A 17958-nucleotide genomic window follows, 5' to 3' on the forward strand; every position below is an offset into this window, starting at 1 on the left:
TTATGCAATCAATTATAGCACCCGAATCAGCCGGGATGAATTTCAGTTTATCTGAAAATCAGCAGATGATCATTACCATGGTACGTGATTTTGCCGAAAAGCATATCCGTCCGCATGTTATGGAATGGGATGAAGCCCAAACCTTTCCGTTAGAAACGTTCAAAAAATTAGGTGAACTGGGGTTGATGGGAGTCCTTGTTCCAGAAGAATATGGCGGTTCCGGATTGAGCTATTTCGAGTACGTAAGTATCATAACTGAAATTTCAAAAGTCTGCGGATCGATCGGACTTTCTGTTGCAGCACATAATTCTTTATGCACCGGACACATTCTTGCTTTTGCCAATGACGAACAAAAGCTTCGTTGGCTTCCAAAACTGGCAACAGCAGAATGGATAGGTGCATGGGGATTGACTGAAGCCAATACCGGTTCAGATGCCATGGGTATGAATACTACGGCAGTTCTTGATGGTGATCATTATATCGTAAATGGCTCCAAGAACTGGATAACACATGGTAAATCAGGGAATGTTGCCGTTGTGATGGTTAGAACCGGAGAAAAGGGCGATTCTAAAGGAATTTCAGCACTCGTTATTGAGAAGGGAACTCCCGGTTTTACACATGGTAAGAAGGAAAACAAGCTTGGAATGAGGGCTTCTGAAACAACCGAGCTCATATTTGATAATTGCCGTGTTCCGAAAGAAAATCTGCTGGGTAAGGAAGATGAGGGCTTTAAACAGGCTATGTACGTGCTTGATGGAGGAAGGATTTCTATTGCAGCATTATCTTTGGGTATGGCAAAAGGAGCCCTGCAGGCAGCGGTTTCTTATTCAAAGGAACGCTATCAGTTCGGTCAGCCAATCTCCAGTTTTCAGGGCATTTCATTTAAAATTGCCGATATGGCGACAGAAGTTGAAGCCGCAGAATTGCTTATCATGCAGGCAGCTGATCTTAAAAATCGTGGAAAAAATGTTACCCGGGAATCTGCTATGGCAAAATACTTTGCGTCTGAAGTATGTGTCAGAACTGCAACAGAAGCTGTTCAGATTTTTGGGGGATATGGTTATACCAAAGATTTTCCGGTTGAGAAATTTTACAGGGATTCTAAACTATGTACTATAGGAGAAGGGACTTCCGAAATACAGAAAATAGTTATTGCCAGAGAGATTCTTAAATAATACATCCGGATTTCAGGGTCAGCTAAATTACTGGCCCTGAACTGGTTTAATAAGGCTCGGAATATTTCTTTTCTGAACCAGTGGAATAAATGCAGGATTTTCATTCCTAAGAAAATCTGTTTTCAAAATATTTTCTGCACTTTCACGATTGAATGAACATTGTAATTTTTTTAAAAAGCCTGAATCAGTCTGCCCAGAAAGGTGTGACCGACCCTATCGTTAGAGCAAGAATCAACATCCTGTACTATATGATGAGTGTTACAGTTGTTTTCGGGCTGATTCTAACGATTGTTTATATAATCAATGGACCTCCCGCTCCAATTGATTAGAATAGTGATTGTAATGCTGTCTCTTATCTATGGATTAAGACAGCTAATCCTCTATAATGATTACAGGCCCTCAGCACATATTGTTCTTATGATCATCAATATGCTGGTGTGGTCGAATATTTTTCTGGTTGCCAATGCTATCAGCATCGTCACCGTTCAATATATTTTGCTTTCAAGTACCATCAGTTTTTTCTTTCTTAATGCACGCTGGGGAATTGTTTATTCACTAATTTCTTTGTCCCCTATTATTTTATATTTTTCGCTTAATGGTATAAATGATTCAGTTGCTTTTATAAGTGGTCAGCAGGCAAGTGAACGCGTCTTTATTGCTGTAATGATGTTCAACTTTTTTCAGCTGATCTTCATAAACTATCATTTTATAACGGGATTTTACCTGGCGCTTTCTCAATTGGAAGAAGCCCGGAATGATGAAGAGGAGTTGAATGAGCAGCTCAGGGCAGCAATTTCAAGGGCTGAAAATTCTTCCAAAGCAAAGTCGGATTTTCTCTCAACTATGTCGCATGAGTTAAGAACTCCATTAAATTCTGTGATTGGCATGAGCTATGTTTTGCTTGCAGATAAACCCAGGGAAGATCAGGCAAGAAACCTGGAGGTGCTTCATTTTTCGGCAGAGAGTCTTCTTGCGCTTATCAATGATATACTCGACTTTAATAAGCTTGATTATGGAAAGCTTGAGATGGAAAAGATTGGCTTTTATCCTGCTGAACTGATTGGCCGGATACATAGTGGTCTGAAATATCAGGCAGATGAAAAGGGACTTTCATTCAGCCTGGATCTGGATGATAATTTAAGGGATATTGCTGCAATCGGAGATCCTACCAGACTTTTACAGATATTTTTGAACCTTTTACACAGGCATCCAGTAACATTACCCGAAAATTCGGGGGTTCCGGCCTTGGTCTGGCAATAACCAAACAGCTTCTTGATCTTCACAGCAGCCATGTTGAGTTAAAAAGTGAAGTTGGTTTAGGGACTACCTTTAAGTTTGAAATAAAGTATAAAATATATCATAGCCCTAACCGCTTCTGTTGCTAACGATATTTATAATAAAATAAAGCTTGCCGGATTAAATGATTATGTGTCAAAGCCTTTTAATCCTACCGAGCTGAAAAACAAATTAATTAACCTGTCAAGGTTAATCTCTAAGTAGGATTTAATTTTTGGCTAATCATGCTTTGTTAATCTGTCATCCTGAATACCTGGTTCGGGAGGTGTTTATTCTCTTTTAAATAGCGGAACTATTTTTTATTTCTCTAAAATATCATTTTTCAATATTTTTTGTAGATTTGCAGTCCAAAACCGAAAGGGGGTATCTGTATATTATGATCATTATTAATGTAAAAGACGGCGAATCATTAGATAAAGCACTTAAACGCTTTAAAAAGAAATTCGAGAAGACCGGTGTATTAAGAGAACTTCGCAGCCGTCAGGCCTACGAAAAGAAATCAATTACCCGCCGTACTCAGGTTAAGAAAGCTATTTATAAGCAAGGATTGAACATCGAATCTGTTTAATTTTTCTTTTTTAGATATATTCACAAACTATTTGTATATTCAATTCGTTGGATATGCAAATAGTTTTTGATGTTTATAGAGCAATTCATACAATACCTGCAATTTGAAAAACGGTTCTCTCCACTTACCGTTACTGCCTATCAGAAAGACCTTAATCAATTTCTTGTTTTTTTAGCCTTATCCGAATCGGGGCTATTAAATGTAACGCACCAGCAGGTACGAAGCTGGATGGTTGCACTCATGGATCAAGGCAATGAAGCAAAAACTATTAATCGCAAGATATCGAGTCTTCGTTCCTTTTATAAATTTCTTCAGAGGAATGACCTGATCAAAACCAATCCAATGACTCAGGTCAGGGCTCCGAAGATCCCGAAGCGCTTGCCCGTTGTTATTACCGAGCAGAAGATGGACACGCTATTGGACGGGGGATTCGACTTTAGGGATGGTTTCTCAGGATTGCGGGATCGGCTGATTATCGAACTGCTGTATGGTACAGGTATAAGACTTGCGGAACTCGTAGGACTCAAAGATGAAGATGTCGATACTTATGAGCAGCAGATCAGGGTGTTGGGTAAGCGGAATAAACAGCGGATTATACCTGTTCATAGCTCTCTCGCAAAACTGATCGCAGATTATAAATTTCAAAAATTAAGTCAAAATTTTGATAACAAAAGCAAGACTTTAATCGTTACTGATAGTGGAAGGGATGTCTATCCAAAGTTTGTGTACCGAACGGTTCGAACAGTTTTGTCCATTGTTTCAACACACGATAAAAAAAGTCCGCATATTTTGAGACATAGTTTTGCAACATCATTATTAAACAGGGGAGCTGATTTGAATGCTATCAAGGAGTTGCTCGGGCATTCTAGTCTGGCGGCCACGCAGGTTTATACCCATAACTCAGTAGAAAAGTTAAAAGCTATTTACAAACAGGCGCATCCCAAAGCATAGTTATTTTATGAAATAATTTGACCAAACTATAACACAATACCCCCGTTTATCCGGGACAATTATCTTAATTTTATATAAACAAAAAGGAGGCAATATGAAAATCAGAGTGCAATCGATCCATTTTACAGCAGACATTAAATTGCTGGATTTTATACAGAAGAAAGCAGACAAGCTGGATCAATTTTATGATCAGATAATTGGTGGGGATGTATACCTCAGATTAGAGAAGACAGAAGATGAAGCAAATAAGATTGCGGAGATAAAACTGGCAATTCCCGGGAATGACCTCTTTGCAAAAGAGCAGTGTAAGAGTTTTGAAGAAGCAACAGATAGGGCAATGGAATCGCTCAGAAGGCAGCTCGATAAACATAAGGAAAAACTTCGTTCACGCCTTAGCAACCATAAAGAGGTGAGTTTATCGGACGAAATTTTATAATTTATTTATTCCTAAAGCCCTAATTATTAGGGTCTTTTTCGGCAGTCAAAACGACTGCCGATTTTTTTTTGTAAAAAATTTTGTCCGACCTTAAATTTTCGTAGATTTGCAGTCCATTTCAGAGGGGGTTATAATTAATGATAGCCAACATGAGCTGGAAAGGTTCTTTAAGGTATTAATAGTTTAAAGGTTTATACATTTCGCCTCCTTAGCTCAGCTGGTAGAGCAACTGACTTGTAATCAGTAGGTCATTGGTTCGATCCCGATAGGAGGCTCAGAAATGTTGGGGGGGTTCCAGAGCGGTCAAATGGGACGGACTGTAAATCCGTTACTTCGGTTTCGAAGGTTCGAATCCTTCCCCCCCCACAACCAATTAATTACGAATTGGTTAATTACGAATTACGAATGCAATACTAATTCGTAATTTATAATTCGTAATTCGTAATTAAAAAAGCGGAAGTAGCTCAGTTGGTAGAGCGATAGCCTTCCAAGCTATAGGTCGCGAGTTCGAACCTCGTCTTCCGCTCAAAGGTTTTTCACCTTCTTTGGTTCATCTAAAGTGAATGAATAAAGGTGATGAGTCTGAGAGCAAATTAAAAGCCGACGTAGCTCAGCGGTAGAGCACTTCCTTGGTAAGGAAGAGGTCATGGGTTCAAGTCCCATCGTTGGCTCTGGATTGAATTAAAATTGAACAATAATAAAATTAACCTAATAATAAGTATAAAACAAAATGGCAAAAGAAAAATTTGACCGCAGTAAGCCGCATTTAAATATCGGTACAATCGGTCACGTTGACCACGGTAAAACTACACTTACAGCAGCTATCACTAAAGTGTTGGCTGATGCAGGCTTTTCTGAAGCACGTTCATTTGATTCAATTGACTCTGCTCCGGAAGAAAAAGAAAGAGGTATCACCATCAATACTGCCCACGTGGAGTATTCAACCGCAACTCGTCACTACGCTCACGTTGACTGTCCAGGTCACGCGGATTATGTGAAGAACATGGTTACTGGTGCTGCTCAAATGGATGGTGCAATCATTGTAGTTGCTGCTACTGATGGTCCGATGCCACAAACTCGTGAACACATCCTTCTTGCACGTCAGGTAGGAGTACCTTCACTGGTTGTATTTATGAATAAAGTTGACATGGTTGACGATCCAGAATTACTTGAATTAGTAGAGATGGAAATCCGTGAACTATTAAGCTTCTACGAATTCCCTGGTGATGATATTCCTGTTATTCAGGGTTCTGCATTAGGTGGTCTTAACGGAGATCCGAAATGGGTTGGTAAGATCATGGAATTAATGGATGCTGTAGATAACTACATTCCAATTCCTCCACGTTTGACTGAGCTTCCTTTCCTTATGCCGGTTGAAGACGTATTCTCGATCACTGGTCGTGGTACTGTTGCAACAGGACGTATTGAAAGAGGAGTAATCAACTCAGGTGAGCAGGTTGATATCTTAGGTATGGGTGCTGAAAACTTAAAATCAGTTGTTACTGGTGTTGAGATGTTCCGTAAGATATTAGACAGAGGTGAAGCTGGTGATAACGTAGGTTTATTGTTACGTGGTATTGAGAAAACTGATATCCGTCGTGGTATGGTTATCTGTAAGCCAGGTTCAGTAACTCCACATACTGACTTCAAAGCTGAGATATATGTATTGTCAAAAGCAGAAGGTGGACGTCACACTCCATTTTTCAACAAATACCGTCCTCAGTTCTACTTCCGTACAACAGACGTTACAGGTGAGATCACTCTTGCTGAAGGAGTAGAAATGGTTATGCCGGGTGATAACGTTACAATCAGTGTAAAACTGATCAACGCAATCGCAATGGAAAAAGGACTTCGTTTTGCAATCCGTGAGGGTGGTAGAACAGTGGGTGCCGGACAGGTAACTGAAATTGTAAAATAACAATTTCTTATAAAGGTTAATTGGATAACATAAGTCCCTTTATTGTGGACTTATGTTTTCTTATAATACACGGGCTTAGTTTACAGGTCATTCTGTACTCGCAGTTTTAACAAACGGGAATAGTTCAATGGTAGAATAGAGGTCTCCAAAACCTTTGATCAGGGTTCGAATCCTTGTTCCCGTGCTTATGCTAAATAGAAGATGGCTAACGTAGTAGAGTTTTTAAAAGAATCGTATACAGAAATGACTCAGAAAGTAACCTGGCCAACATGGGTAGAGTTACAGAATTCAGCTGTATTGGTATTGATTGCTTCCATTATTATCTCACTTGTGATATTAGCAATGGATGAAACCGCTGGTAATGCATTAAAGATGTTTTATAAATCTCTGGCCTAATTCATATGAGCGATCAATTAAAATGGTATGTGGTTAGAGCTGTCAGCGGCAAAGAGAAAAAAGTAAAACAATACCTCGAGGCAGAAGTTAACCGTTTGGGAATTGCACATCTTTTACCTCAGGTTCTGATTCCGATGGAGAAATACTATCAGATGAAGGATGGTAAGAAGATTGCAAAAGAAAGAAACTTCTATCCAGGATATGTCCTGATTGAAGCTGCGCTTGACGGAGAACTCGAACACGTAATAAAAGGAATCAATAGTGTAATTGGTTTTCTTGGCGATAAGGGTGGCAATGCCGTTCCAATGAGAGCTGCTGAAGTCAACCGGATCTTAGGTAAGGTTGATGAGATGGCTGAACAAGGCGAATCAATGAACGTACCATATTATGTTGGGGAGAATGTGAAGGTGATGGATGGACCGTTCAACGGATTCACAGGTGTTATCGAAGAGGTAAATGAAGAGAAAAAGAAACTTAAGGTAATGGTTAAAATCTTCGGAAGAAGAACACCACTTGAGTTGAATTATATGCAGGTTGAAAAAGAGTAGTACAGAGTATTGAGTATTGAGTATTGAGATAGAAAGTCGTATAAAATATTATCGATAGGTTGGTATCTAAGTACTTTGTACTAAATACTAAATACTATCAAAGGTCTTAAATGTTACATAGCTTCCACTACTAACATTGAGTTAAAAACAAATCAATAAAAATGGCAAAAGAAGTCGGTGCTTTAATAAAATTACAGATCAAGGGCGGCGCTGCAAATCCATCTCCACCAGTTGGTCCCGCATTGGGAGCAAAAGGTGTGAATATCATGGAGTTTTGCAAGCAGTTTAATGCGCGTACCCAAGATAAGCCAGGTAAAGTTTTACCGGTTGTAATCACTGTTTATGTCGACAAGTCATTCGAATTTATCATTAAAACTCCTCCCGTAGCTATCCAATTATTGGAAGCCACAGGTTTAAAGAGTGGTTCTGCAGAGCCTAACCGTAAAAAGGTTTCCAGTGTAAACTGGAATCAGGTTGAAAGCATTGCCAAAGATAAAATGACCGACTTGAACGCATTTACTGTCGAGTCAGCCATGAAAATGGTTGCTGGTACAGCACGCAGTATGGGAATTACCGTTAGCGGTGATGCACCCTGGAACAATTAATTATACAAAATCAGTTTAAGAAGTGGCTAGATTAACAAAAAATCAAAAATTGGCACATTCCAAAATTGAGGTTGGGAAAGCATACTCATTAACTCAGGCTTCGGCTTTGGTTAAGGATATCACAACTACTAAATTTGATGCTTCGGTTGACCTGGATGTACGCTTAGGTGTAGATCCGCGTAAAGCGAATCAAATGGTACGTGGTATTGCAAATCTTCCTCATGGGACCGGTAAAACTGTTCGTGTTTTAGTTCTTTGCACTCCTGATAAGGAAGCAGAAGCTACAGCAGCAGGAGCAGATTACGTAGGTCTGGATGAATACATTGCCAAAATAGAAGGTGGATGGACTGACGTTGATATCATTATTACTATGCCTAGTGTTATGGCAAAAGTGGGTAAACTTGGCCGTGTTTTAGGTCCAAGGAACCTGATGCCAAACCCTAAATCAGGAACTGTTACCACTGATGTGGGTAAAGCGGTTACTGATGTTAAAGGTGGTAAGATTGATTTCAAAGTTGACAAAACAGGAATCATTCATGCTTCTATCGGAAAAGTATCTTTCGATGCTGATAAAATTTATGAGAACGCGCTGGAAGTAATCCAGACGATTTCTAAATTGAAACCTTCAGCAGCAAAAGGAACTTATTTCAAGAGCATTCACATGTCGTCGACAATGAGTCCGGGAATAGAAATTGAAACTAAATCAGTAGCAGGAATCTAATCATGAGAAAAGAAGAAAAACACGAAGTTGTTCTTGCTTTAACAGAGACGATTGCTGAGTACGGTAATTTTTACATTACCGATACTGCAAACCTGTCTGTAGCAAAAGTAAATGATATTCGCCGCAAATGTTTCGAGAACGATATCAAAATGCAGGTTGCTAAAAATAAACTGATCAGAAAGGCTATGGAAGCCTCTGCAGGTGATTTTAGCGAAATGTTTGACGTACTAAAAGGATCTTCATCTATATTATTCTCAAAATCAGCAAACGCTCCGGCTAAGCTGATCAAACAATTGAGAAAGTCAGGTGATAAACCTGTACTGAAAGCCGCATATATTGATTCAGCAGTATTCATTGGCGATAATCAGTTAGATGCCTTGGTTAACCTTAAATCTAAGGAAGAATTGGTGGCAGACATCATTGCATTGCTTCAATCTCCTGCTAAAAACGTTATCTCCGGCTTACAGTCAGGTGGTAATAAGCTTGCAGGAATTGTTAAAACATTACAAGAAAGAGGGTAACGAACACCTTAGAGTTCGATTAAATTATTCAAGTACAGAATTTTAAAATTAAAATAAAATGGCAGATTTAAAATCGTTTGCTGAGCAATTAGTAAACTTAACAGTAAAAGAAGTTAACGAATTAGCTCAAATATTAAAAGATGAGTATGGTATCGAGCCAGCTGCAGCAGCAGTGGCAGTAGCAGCAGTTTCTGGTGGCGGTGACGCTCCTGCAGCAGCAGCAGAGCAAACAGCTTTCGATGTAATCCTGAAAGAAGCTGGTGGTTCTAAACTGGCAGTTGTTAAATTGGTAAAAGATCTTACAGGCTTAGGCTTGAAAGAAGCTAAAGATTTAGTAGACGGAGCACCTAAAGAAGTTAAAACTGGTGTTGATAAAGCAGAAGCTGAGTCATTGAAAAAAGCACTGGAAGAAGCTGGAGCAACTGTTGAGATTAAGTAATCTTAACTCATAAAGATTATGGCCTTAGACTCCGATTTTCATCGGGGTCTATTGCCATTTGTATTATACCCATTTGATGTTAGACCTACATATCCGCCCCGGGCGGGTGAACAGGACACAGTTTATTTACTAAACTAAATTCTCAATCCCTTGGCAAACAAAATTAAGCACAACGAAAGAGTAAATTTTGCTACCAGTAAGCATGTGATGGACTATCCAGATTTTTTGGATGTTCAACTGCAATCTTTCAGAGAATTTTTTCAGCTTGAAACCACTTCAGACAACCGCCATCAGGAAGGTTTGTTTAAAGTTTTCTCTGAGAACTTTCCGATCTCTGATTCAAGAAACATATTCGTTCTGGAATTTCTTGATTATTTCATTGATCCGCCGCGTTATGATATACACGAATGTATCGAGCGTGGTTTAACCTATAGTGTTCCTCTGAAGGCCAAGCTTCGCTTGTCTTGTAATGATGCGGAACACGAAGACTTTGAAACAATAGTACAGGATGTTTATTTGGGAACTATCCCATACATGACTCCAAAAGGTACTTTTGTTATCAATGGTGCTGAGCGTGTAATTGTATCTCAATTGCACCGTTCACCGGGTGTATTCTTCGGCCAGAGCCGTCATACAAACGGAACTAAATTATATTCAGCACGTGTAATTCCATTTAAAGGTTCATGGATCGAATTTGCTACTGACGTAAATAACGTCATGTATGCTTATATCGATCGTAAGAAGAAATTCCCGGTTACCACACTTTTACGTGCAATCGGTTATGATTCTGATAAAGACATCCTTGAATTATTCGAACTTGCTGATGAAGTTAAAGTTAGTAAATCCGGTTTAAAGAAAGCTGTTGGCCGTAAACTTGCCGCCAGGGTTCTTAAGAAGTGGGTGGAAGATTTTGTGGATGAAGATACCGGTGAAGTTGTTTCTATTGATCGTAATGAGATCATTATGGAACGCGAAACTGTCCTTGAAGACGAGCATATCGATATGATCATTGAAGCTGGTGTAAAAACGATCATCTTGACCAAAGATGATGCAGTAAACAGCGGTGATTATACTATCATATATAATACTTTACAAAAAGATACCTCTAACTCAGAAAAAGAAGCGGTAGAACATATCTATCGTCAGCTTCGTAACGCTGAACCACCTGATGAAGAAACAGCCCGCGGTATTATTGACCGTTTGTTCTTCTCAGATAAGAGATATGATTTAGGTGATGTGGGTCGTTACCGCATTAACCGTAAATTGAAATTAGCAACTCCTATTGAAACTAAGGTTTTAACAAAACAGGATATCATTGCCATCGTTAAGTACCTGATCAAACTGATTAATTCTAAAGCTGAGGTGGATGATATTGATCACTTGTCAAACCGTCGTGTTCGTACAGTAGGTGAGCAGTTATATGCACAGTTCGGTGTTGGTCTGGCCCGTATGGCCCGTACAATTCGTGAAAGAATGAACATCCGTGACAACGAGGTGTTTACTCCAACCGATCTGATCAATGCACGTACACTTTCTTCTGTGATCAATTCATTCTTCGGAACGAATCAGTTATCACAGTTCATGGATCAAACCAATCCACTTGCCGAGATTACGCACAAGCGTCGTCTTTCAGCATTAGGCCCCGGTGGTCTTTCGCGTGAGCGTGCAGGTTTTGAGGTTCGTGACGTTCACTATACTCACTATGGTCGTTTATGTACCATTGAAACTCCTGAAGGTCCGAATATCGGTTTGATTTCATCATTATGTGTTCATGCGAAGATCAATAATCTTGGTTTCATCGAAACTCCTTACCGTAAGGTTGAGGATGGTCGTGTTGTTGTCGAAGAACCTGTAATTTACCTTTCTGCAGAAGATGAAGAAGGTAAAACTATTGGTCAGGCCAATGCAGTTTATGATGATAAAGGTAATTTCGAAACTCCGCATGTTAAAGCACGTTACGAAGGTGATTTCCCTGTAATTGAGCCTAAGAAGCTTGATTTGATGGATATTGCCCCAAACCAGATTACTTCAATTGCGGCTTCATTAATTCCATTCCTGGAACATGATGATGCTAACCGTGCATTGATGGGATCGAACATGCAGCGCCAGGCAGTTCCATTATTGCGCCCGGAAGCTCCAATCGTTGGTACAGGTCTTGAAGGCAGGGTAGCCCGCGATTCTCGTACCCTGATCAATGCAGAAGGTACCGGTGTTGTGGAATATGTAGATGCAAATGAGATCCGTATCCGTTACGAAAGAAATGAGGATGATGTCCTTGTATCATTCGAAGGGGAGGTTAAATCATACCGACTGATCAAATTCAAGAAAACGAACCAGAGTACCTGTATCAATCTGAAACCTATTGTTAAAAAAGGTCAGAAAGTTGAAAAGGGACAGGTTCTTTGCGAAGGATATGCAACCCAAAATGGAGAATTAGCATTGGGTAGAAACCTGAAAGTAGCATTCATGCCTTGGCAGGGATTCAACTTTGAGGATGCGATTGTAATTTCTGAACGTGTAGTATCTCAGGATATCTTCACTTCATTGCATATTGAAGAATTTGAACTTGAAGTTCGTGATACCAAGCGTGGAGAAGAGGAATTAACTCCTGATATTCCTAACGTTTCTGAAGAGGCCACCAAAGACCTTGATGAGAACGGAATTATCCGTGTAGGTGCAGAGATTAAGGAAGGTGATATTCTGATTGGAAAGATCACTCCAAAAGGAGAGTCTGATCCTTCACCGGAAGAAAAACTTTTACGTGCGATCTTTGGAGACAAAGCCGGTGATGTGAAAGATGCATCCCTTAAAACTCCTCCTTCAATTCACGGAGTTGTTATTGATACTAAATTATTCTCCCGCGCGAAGAAAACAACTAAGCAGGAAGAGAAAGCACTGATTGAGAAATTAGATGCTAAACATAATAAGGCAGTTAAGGAATTGAAAGATACCTTGATTGAGAAATTGTTCGTCATTGTGAATGGTAAAACTTCACAGGGTGTATTTAATGTGTACAAAGAACTATTGGTAGCTAAAGGTGTAAAGTTCACCCAGAAGATACTTACTGAACTTGAGTATGCAAATGTGAATCCAACTAAATGGACAACTGATGAAGACAAAAACGAACTGATCAAACAAACGCTTCACAATTATAATATTAAGCTTAACGAAGAGCTTGGTGCTTACAAACGTGATAAATTTGCAATCAGTGTAGGAGATGAGCTTCCATCAGGAATTGTTCAGATGGCTAAAGTTTATGTTGCTAAGAAACGTAAGCTGAAAGTAGGTGATAAGATGGCCGGACGTCACGGAAATAAAGGTATCGTTGCGAGAATCGTTCGTGATGAAGACATGCCTTTCCTTGAAGACGGAACTCCTGTGGATATCGTGTTGAATCCATTGGGTGTACCATCACGTATGAACCTTGGACAGATCTATGAGACAGTATTAGGATGGGCCGGTAAAGAACTTGGAATGAAGTTCGCTACTCCGATCTTCGACGGTGCATCACATGATGAGGTTGAAGAGTGGGTAGATAAGGCAGGTATTCCTAAATCAGGAAGAACCTATCTATACAATGGTTTAACAGGCGATCGTTTCGATCAGCAGACAACAGTTGGTATTATTTATATGCTGAAACTGGGTCACATGGTTGATGATAAGATGCACGCACGTTCAATCGGGCCATATTCATTGATTACGCAGCAGCCATTGGGTGGTAAAGCCCAGTTCGGAGGTCAGCGTTTCGGTGAGATGGAGGTTTGGGCTCTTGAAGCATTCGGTGCTGCTAACATTCTTCAGGAAATACTTACTGTTAAATCTGATGATGTTGTGGGCCGTGCAAAAACCTACGAAGCGATTGTTAAAGGTGAAAACCTTCCAACCCCATCAGTTCCTGAATCATTCAATGTATTGGTTCATGAATTAAGAGGTTTAGGATTGGATATCACATTGGACTAATGAGCTGAAAGCTGAAAGCTGAAAGCTGAAAGCTCTTGAAAGGACGTCAAATCCTATTAAGTTGCCGATGCTTTAAGCTTTGAGCTTTAAGCTTTAACCTAAAAAAAGCTATGTCTTACAAGAAAGATAATAAAATCAAAAGTAATTTCACCTCAATAACCATTAGTTTGGCTTCTCCTGAATCTATTCTGGAGCGTTCAAGCGGTGAGGTGTTAAAACCGGAAACTATCAACTACCGGACTTACAAACCAGAGCGTGATGGCTTATTCTGCGAGCGTATTTTTGGTCCTGTAAAGGATTACGAATGCCATTGCGGTAAATACAAGCGTATCCGTTACAAAGGTATTGTCTGCGACCGTTGCGGGGTTGAGGTAACTGAAAAGAAAGTGCGTCGTGAGCGTATGGGACACATCAATCTTGTGGTTCCCGTAGCACACATCTGGTACTTCCGTTCATTGCCAAATAAAATTGGTTACCTTCTTGGTTTACCAACCAAAAAACTTGATCTGATCATTTATTATGAGCGCTATGTAGTAATACAAGCTGGTCTTAAAGAAGCAGATGGCATCCAGAAAATGGATTTCCTTACAGAAGAAGAATACCTGGATATCCTGGATTCACTTCCAAAAGAAAATCAATACCTGGATGATAAAGACCCTGAGAAATTCATCGCTAAGATGGGTGCTGAGGCTCTTCAGGATCTTTTAGGCCGCTTGGACCTTGATCAGCAGTCTTATGACCTTCGTCATCAGGCCGCAACTGAAACTTCACAGCAACGTAAAACTGAGGCCTTAAAACGGCTGCAGGTTGTTGAAGCTTTCCGTGGTGCAAATACCCGTATTGAGAATAATCCTGAATGGATGATCGTTAAAATTGTTCCGGTTATTCCACCTGAATTGAGGCCTCTCGTTCCACTCGAGGGTGGTCGTTTTGCGACTTCCGATTTGAATGATCTTTACCGTCGTGTAATTATCCGTAATAACCGTTTGAAGCGTTTGATCGAGATCAAAGCTCCGGAGGTAATTCTACGTAATGAGAAGCGTATGCTTCAGGAGTCTGTCGATTCATTATTTGACAACTCACGTAAAGTAAATGCGGTAAAAACTGAAGGTAACCGTGCTTTAAAATCACTATCAGATATCTTGAAAGGTAAGCAGGGACGTTTCCGCCAAAACTTATTGGGTAAACGTGTGGATTATTCAGCACGTTCGGTAATTGTTGTCGGACCAAACCTGAAACTTCATGAGTGCGGTTTGCCAAAAGATATGGCAGCTGAGCTGTTCAAACCATTTATCATTCGTAAGATGATCGAAAGAGGAGTGGTGAAGACGGTTAAATCTGCAAAGAAAATCGTAGACAAAAAAGATCCTATCGTTTGGGATATCCTTGAAAATGTATTGAAAGGTCACCCGGTATTATTAAACCGTGCTCCTACCTTACACCGTTTGGGTATCCAGTCTTTCCAGCCAAAACTGGTTGAAGGAAAGGCAATTCAGTTACACCCATTGGTATGTACTGCATTCAACGCGGATTTTGACGGTGACCAGATGGCTGTGCATTTACCTTTGGGTAATGCTGCGATCCTGGAAGCCCAGATGCTGATGCTTGCTTCGCATAACATTCTGAACCCTGCCAACGGTACTCCAATCACAGTTCCTTCACAGGATATGGTTTTGGGTCTTTATTACATTACTAAAGGCCGCAGAACTGACGAAGGACGTGTTGTATTAGGACAGGATCAAATCTTCTATTCGCCTGAAGAAGTAATTATAGCTTATAATGAGCGTAAAATCGATCTTCATGCTTTTATTAAGGTTAAGGCCAATGTGAAAGAGAAAGATGGATCTATTGTTAATAAACTTATTGACACTACTGTAGGCCGTGTGTTATTCAACCAGAGAGTGCCTGTTGAAGTAGGATATATTAATGAATTACTGACCAAAAAATCACTTCGTGATATCATTGGGGATGTAGTTAAAGCGACCGGTATGGCACGGGCAGCACAGTTCCTTGATGAAATCAAGGAATTAGGTTTCCAGATGGCATTCCAGGGCGGACTTTCGTTTAACCTTCAGGATTTAAATATCCCTGCTGAAAAGGCTCATTTAATTGACCAGGCAAGCAAAGAGGTTGAAGAAGTAATGAATAACTATAACATGGGATTCATTACCAATAACGAACGTTATAACCAGATTATCGATATCTGGACCCGTATCAACAACCGTTTAACAGCGAATGTGATGAATCAGCTTTCAAGCGATAATCAAGGCTTTAACTCGGTTTATATGATGCTTGATTCTGGTGCCCGTGGTTCTAAAGAGCAGATTCGTCAGCTTTGCGGTATGCGTGGTCTGATGGCTAAGCCTCAGAAATCAGGTTCAGGAGGTGAGATCATTGAAAACCCGATTTTATCCAACTTTAAAGAAGGATTGTCGGTATTGGAGTACTTCATTTCTACTCACGGTGCCCGTAAAGGTTTGGCCGATACAGCATTGAAGACTGCCGATGCGGGTTACTTAACCCGTCGTTTGCATGATGTTGCTCAGGATATGATCGTTGGTGAAACTGATTGCGGAACTTTAAGAGGTATTTATACAACTGCTCTGAAAGATAACGAAGATATCGTTGAACCATTATACGACAGAATCTTAGGTAGAACCAGTTTACATGATGTTTATGATCCATTATCAGGAGAACTTTTAGTTTCTGCTGGTGAGGATATTGAAGAGCATGTAGCAGTTAAAATTGAAAGTTCAGCACTCGAAGGAATTGAAATCCGTTCGGTATTGACCTGCGAAAGTAAGCGTGGTGTTTGTGCACTTTGCTACGGACGTAACCTTGCAACCGGTAAACGTGTGCAAATGGGTGAGGCTGTGGGTGTAATTGCTGCACAGTCAATCGGTGAGCCGGGTACTCAGTTAACCTTACGTACCTTCCACGTGGGTGGTACAGCATCTAACATTGCGGCTGAATCTCAGATCAATGCGAAGTTTGACGGGGTTATTGAGTTCGAAAACGTGAGAACTGTAAGCCACGATACTCCTGAAGGAACTCTGGAAGTTGTATTGGGCCGTTCAGGTGAATTCCGTATCGTTGAGCCGGGAACCAAGAAAATGATCATGTCAAACAACATCCCTTACGGTGCATTTTTGTATGTGAAGGATGGTGCCAAAATTTCTAAAGGCGACAAGATTTGTAGTTGGGATCCATATAATGCGGTTATTATCTCTGAGTTTGAAGGTAAAGCTGAATTTGAGGCAATTATTGAGGGTGTTACCTTCCGTGAAGAATCTGATGAGCAAACCGGTCACAGAGAAAAAGTTATTATTGATACCCGTGATAAAACTAAAAACCCGGTTATCCGTGTTGCGGATAAAAAAGGTAATGGTTTAAAAGGCTATAACATTCCGGTAGGAGCACACATTGCAGTTGAAGAGAACGAGAAAGTTAAAATTGGACAAATTATTGCAAAAATTCCGCGCTCTACAGGAAAAACAAGGGATATTACTGGTGGTTTGCCAAGAGTAACTGAGTTATTTGAGGCTCGTAATCCATCAAATCCTGCAGTTGTTACTGAGATCGACGGTGTTGTAACCTTAGGTGGTGTTAAACGTGGTAATCGTGAGATGTCTATCGAATCAAAAGATGGACAGATTAAGAAGTACCTTGTTCCATTGTCAAAACACATCCTTGTACAGGATAATGACTTTGTGAAAGCCGGTATGCCATTATCAGACGGTTCTATTTCACCTGCTGATATACTTGCAATTAAAGGCCCTGCCGCAGTTCAGGAATATCTTGTTAATGGTATACAGGAAGTTTACCGTTTACAGGGTGTGAAGATCAACGATAAGCACTTTGAAACTATCGTTCACCAGATGATGCAGAAAGTGATGATTGAGGATGCTGGTGATACCCGTTTCCTTGAAAAAGAACTTGTTGATCGTTGGGATTTCCAACTGGAGAATGATGAAATCTATGATAAGAAAGTAGTTACTGAGCCAGGAGATTCTCCGAACCTTAAACCTGGTCAGATCATCTCTGTACGTAAACTTAGAGATGAGAATTCAGTATTGAAGCGTAAGGACATGAAACTTGTTGAAACCCGCGATGCAATCGCAGCAACATCAAGTCAAATGCTTCAGGGTATTACCCGTGCATCATTGGGTACCAAGTCATTCATCTCTGCAGCTTCCTTCCAGGAAACTACCAAGGTGTTGAACGAGGCTGCTATCAGTGGTAAACGTGATAACCTGCTGGGTCTTAAAGAAAACGTAATCGTAGGTCACTTGATTCCTTCAGGAACAGGTTTAAGACAGTACGAGCGTATCATTGTAGGTTCTCAGGAAGAATACGATAAATTGATGGCTTCAAAATTAGAAGAAGCAGAAGCTTAAAAGCTTATAAGCTGAAAGCATAAAGCT

General features: G+C 40.2%; 15 protein-coding genes and 5 tRNA genes. All 20 read left to right on the plus strand.

What is annotated here, in order from left to right:
* The first annotated feature begins 35 nt into the window (after window positions 1-35).
* Window positions 36-1175: an acyl-CoA dehydrogenase gene (locus tag Q8M41_RS13090; RefSeq protein ID WP_370870502.1), complete on the plus strand. Its 1140-nt coding sequence runs from the start codon at window positions 36-38 to the stop codon at window positions 1173-1175.
* Window positions 1176-1517: 342 nt separating this feature from the next.
* The gene (locus tag Q8M41_RS13095; protein ID WP_305365733.1) at window positions 1518-2435 is read left to right on the plus strand and encodes a HAMP domain-containing sensor histidine kinase; all 918 of its coding nucleotides are present in this window, start codon (window positions 1518-1520) and stop codon (window positions 2433-2435) included.
* Complete coding sequence (locus tag Q8M41_RS18225) at window positions 2393-2560, plus strand: ATP-binding protein (RefSeq protein WP_370870504.1); 168 nt, start codon at window positions 2393-2395, stop codon at window positions 2558-2560. Before Q8M41_RS13095 ends, Q8M41_RS18225 begins: the two co-directional genes overlap by 43 nt.
* A 287-nt stretch (window positions 2561-2847) precedes the next feature.
* On the plus strand, window positions 2848-3039 hold the full coding sequence (rpsU, locus tag Q8M41_RS13100; protein WP_305365734.1) for a 30S ribosomal protein S21: 192 nt from the start codon (window positions 2848-2850) through the stop codon (window positions 3037-3039).
* A gap of 69 nt (window positions 3040-3108) precedes the next feature.
* Entirely contained in the window at window positions 3109-3990 is an 882-nt protein-coding gene (locus Q8M41_RS13105) for a tyrosine-type recombinase/integrase (RefSeq protein WP_305365735.1), read from the plus strand.
* A gap of 94 nt (window positions 3991-4084) precedes the next feature.
* Window positions 4085-4426 (plus strand): ribosome hibernation-promoting factor, HPF/YfiA family, encoded by a 342-nt coding sequence (hpf, locus tag Q8M41_RS13110; protein WP_305365736.1) that lies wholly within the window; start codon window positions 4085-4087, stop codon window positions 4424-4426.
* A gap of 202 nt (window positions 4427-4628) precedes the next feature.
* Window positions 4629-4701 (plus strand) — tRNA-Thr (locus Q8M41_RS13115).
* A 10-nt stretch (window positions 4702-4711) separates the two neighbouring features.
* A tRNA-Tyr gene (locus Q8M41_RS13120) sits at window positions 4712-4792 on the plus strand.
* Between the two features lie 87 nt (window positions 4793-4879).
* A tRNA-Gly gene (locus Q8M41_RS13125) sits at window positions 4880-4952 on the plus strand.
* A 73-nt stretch (window positions 4953-5025) separates the two neighbouring features.
* A tRNA-Thr gene (locus Q8M41_RS13130) sits at window positions 5026-5097 on the plus strand.
* A gap of 59 nt (window positions 5098-5156) precedes the next feature.
* Entirely contained in the window at window positions 5157-6344 is a 1188-nt protein-coding gene (gene tuf / locus Q8M41_RS13135; RefSeq protein ID WP_305365737.1) for an elongation factor Tu, read from the plus strand.
* A gap of 113 nt (window positions 6345-6457) precedes the next feature.
* Window positions 6458-6528, plus strand: a tRNA-Trp gene (locus tag Q8M41_RS13140).
* A gap of 17 nt (window positions 6529-6545) precedes the next feature.
* Entirely contained in the window at window positions 6546-6740 is a 195-nt protein-coding gene (secE, locus tag Q8M41_RS13145; protein WP_291402866.1) for a preprotein translocase subunit SecE, read from the plus strand.
* A gap of 5 nt (window positions 6741-6745) precedes the next feature.
* Window positions 6746-7288 carry a transcription termination/antitermination protein NusG gene (gene nusG / locus Q8M41_RS13150; RefSeq protein WP_305365738.1) on the plus strand — a complete coding sequence of 181 codons (543 nt, stop codon included), beginning with the start codon at window positions 6746-6748 and terminating at the stop codon, window positions 7286-7288.
* A gap of 161 nt (window positions 7289-7449) precedes the next feature.
* Complete coding sequence (gene rplK, locus Q8M41_RS13155; RefSeq protein ID WP_305365739.1) at window positions 7450-7893, plus strand: 50S ribosomal protein L11; 444 nt, start codon at window positions 7450-7452, stop codon at window positions 7891-7893.
* A 22-nt stretch (window positions 7894-7915) separates the two neighbouring features.
* On the plus strand, window positions 7916-8614 hold the full coding sequence (gene rplA, locus Q8M41_RS13160) for a 50S ribosomal protein L1 (RefSeq protein WP_305365740.1): 699 nt from the start codon (window positions 7916-7918) through the stop codon (window positions 8612-8614).
* Between the two features lie 2 nt (window positions 8615-8616).
* Window positions 8617-9135, plus strand: a complete 519-nt coding sequence (gene rplJ, locus Q8M41_RS13165) for a 50S ribosomal protein L10 (protein ID WP_305365741.1) — start codon at window positions 8617-8619, stop codon at window positions 9133-9135.
* 58 nt (window positions 9136-9193) lie between these two features.
* On the plus strand, window positions 9194-9574 hold the full coding sequence (gene rplL / locus Q8M41_RS13170; RefSeq protein ID WP_305365742.1) for a 50S ribosomal protein L7/L12: 381 nt from the start codon (window positions 9194-9196) through the stop codon (window positions 9572-9574).
* A gap of 150 nt (window positions 9575-9724) precedes the next feature.
* A complete protein-coding gene (gene rpoB, locus Q8M41_RS13175) occupies window positions 9725-13534 on the plus strand; it encodes a DNA-directed RNA polymerase subunit beta (protein ID WP_305365743.1) in 3810 nt (1269 codons plus the stop codon).
* A 110-nt stretch (window positions 13535-13644) separates the two neighbouring features.
* On the plus strand, window positions 13645-17931 hold the full coding sequence (gene rpoC / locus Q8M41_RS13180) for a DNA-directed RNA polymerase subunit beta' (RefSeq protein ID WP_305365744.1): 4287 nt from the start codon (window positions 13645-13647) through the stop codon (window positions 17929-17931).
* Window positions 17932-17958: the final 27 nt, after the last annotated feature.

Source organism: Daejeonella sp., from assembly GCF_030684675.1.
In the GTDB taxonomy this organism is placed as follows: domain Bacteria; phylum Bacteroidota; class Bacteroidia; order Sphingobacteriales; family Sphingobacteriaceae; genus Daejeonella.

Bases quoted from the DNA above. Each gene is read 5' to 3' on its own strand.
- nusG (WP_305365738.1), top strand. From the start codon at position 6,746: ATGAGCGATCAATTAAAATGGTATGTGGTTAGAGCTGTCAGCGGCAAA.
- rplL (WP_305365742.1), top strand. From the start codon at position 9,194: ATGGCAGATTTAAAATCGTTTGCTGAGCAATTAGTAAACTTAACAGTA.
- hpf (WP_305365736.1), top strand. From the start codon at position 4,085: ATGAAAATCAGAGTGCAATCGATCCATTTTACAGCAGACATTAAATTG.
- rpoC (WP_305365744.1), top strand. From the start codon at position 13,645: ATGTCTTACAAGAAAGATAATAAAATCAAAAGTAATTTCACCTCAATA.
- Q8M41_RS13090 (WP_370870502.1), top strand. From the start codon at position 36: ATGAATTTCAGTTTATCTGAAAATCAGCAGATGATCATTACCATGGTA.
- rplK (WP_305365739.1), top strand. From the start codon at position 7,450: ATGGCAAAAGAAGTCGGTGCTTTAATAAAATTACAGATCAAGGGCGGC.
- secE (WP_291402866.1), top strand. From the start codon at position 6,546: ATGGCTAACGTAGTAGAGTTTTTAAAAGAATCGTATACAGAAATGACT.
- Q8M41_RS13105 (WP_305365735.1), top strand. From the start codon at position 3,109: ATGTTTATAGAGCAATTCATACAATACCTGCAATTTGAAAAACGGTTC.
- rplJ (WP_305365741.1), top strand. From the start codon at position 8,617: ATGAGAAAAGAAGAAAAACACGAAGTTGTTCTTGCTTTAACAGAGACG.
- rpsU (WP_305365734.1), top strand. From the start codon at position 2,848: ATGATCATTATTAATGTAAAAGACGGCGAATCATTAGATAAAGCACTT.
- tuf (WP_305365737.1), top strand. From the start codon at position 5,157: ATGGCAAAAGAAAAATTTGACCGCAGTAAGCCGCATTTAAATATCGGT.
- Q8M41_RS13095 (WP_305365733.1), top strand. From the start codon at position 1,518: ATGCTGTCTCTTATCTATGGATTAAGACAGCTAATCCTCTATAATGAT.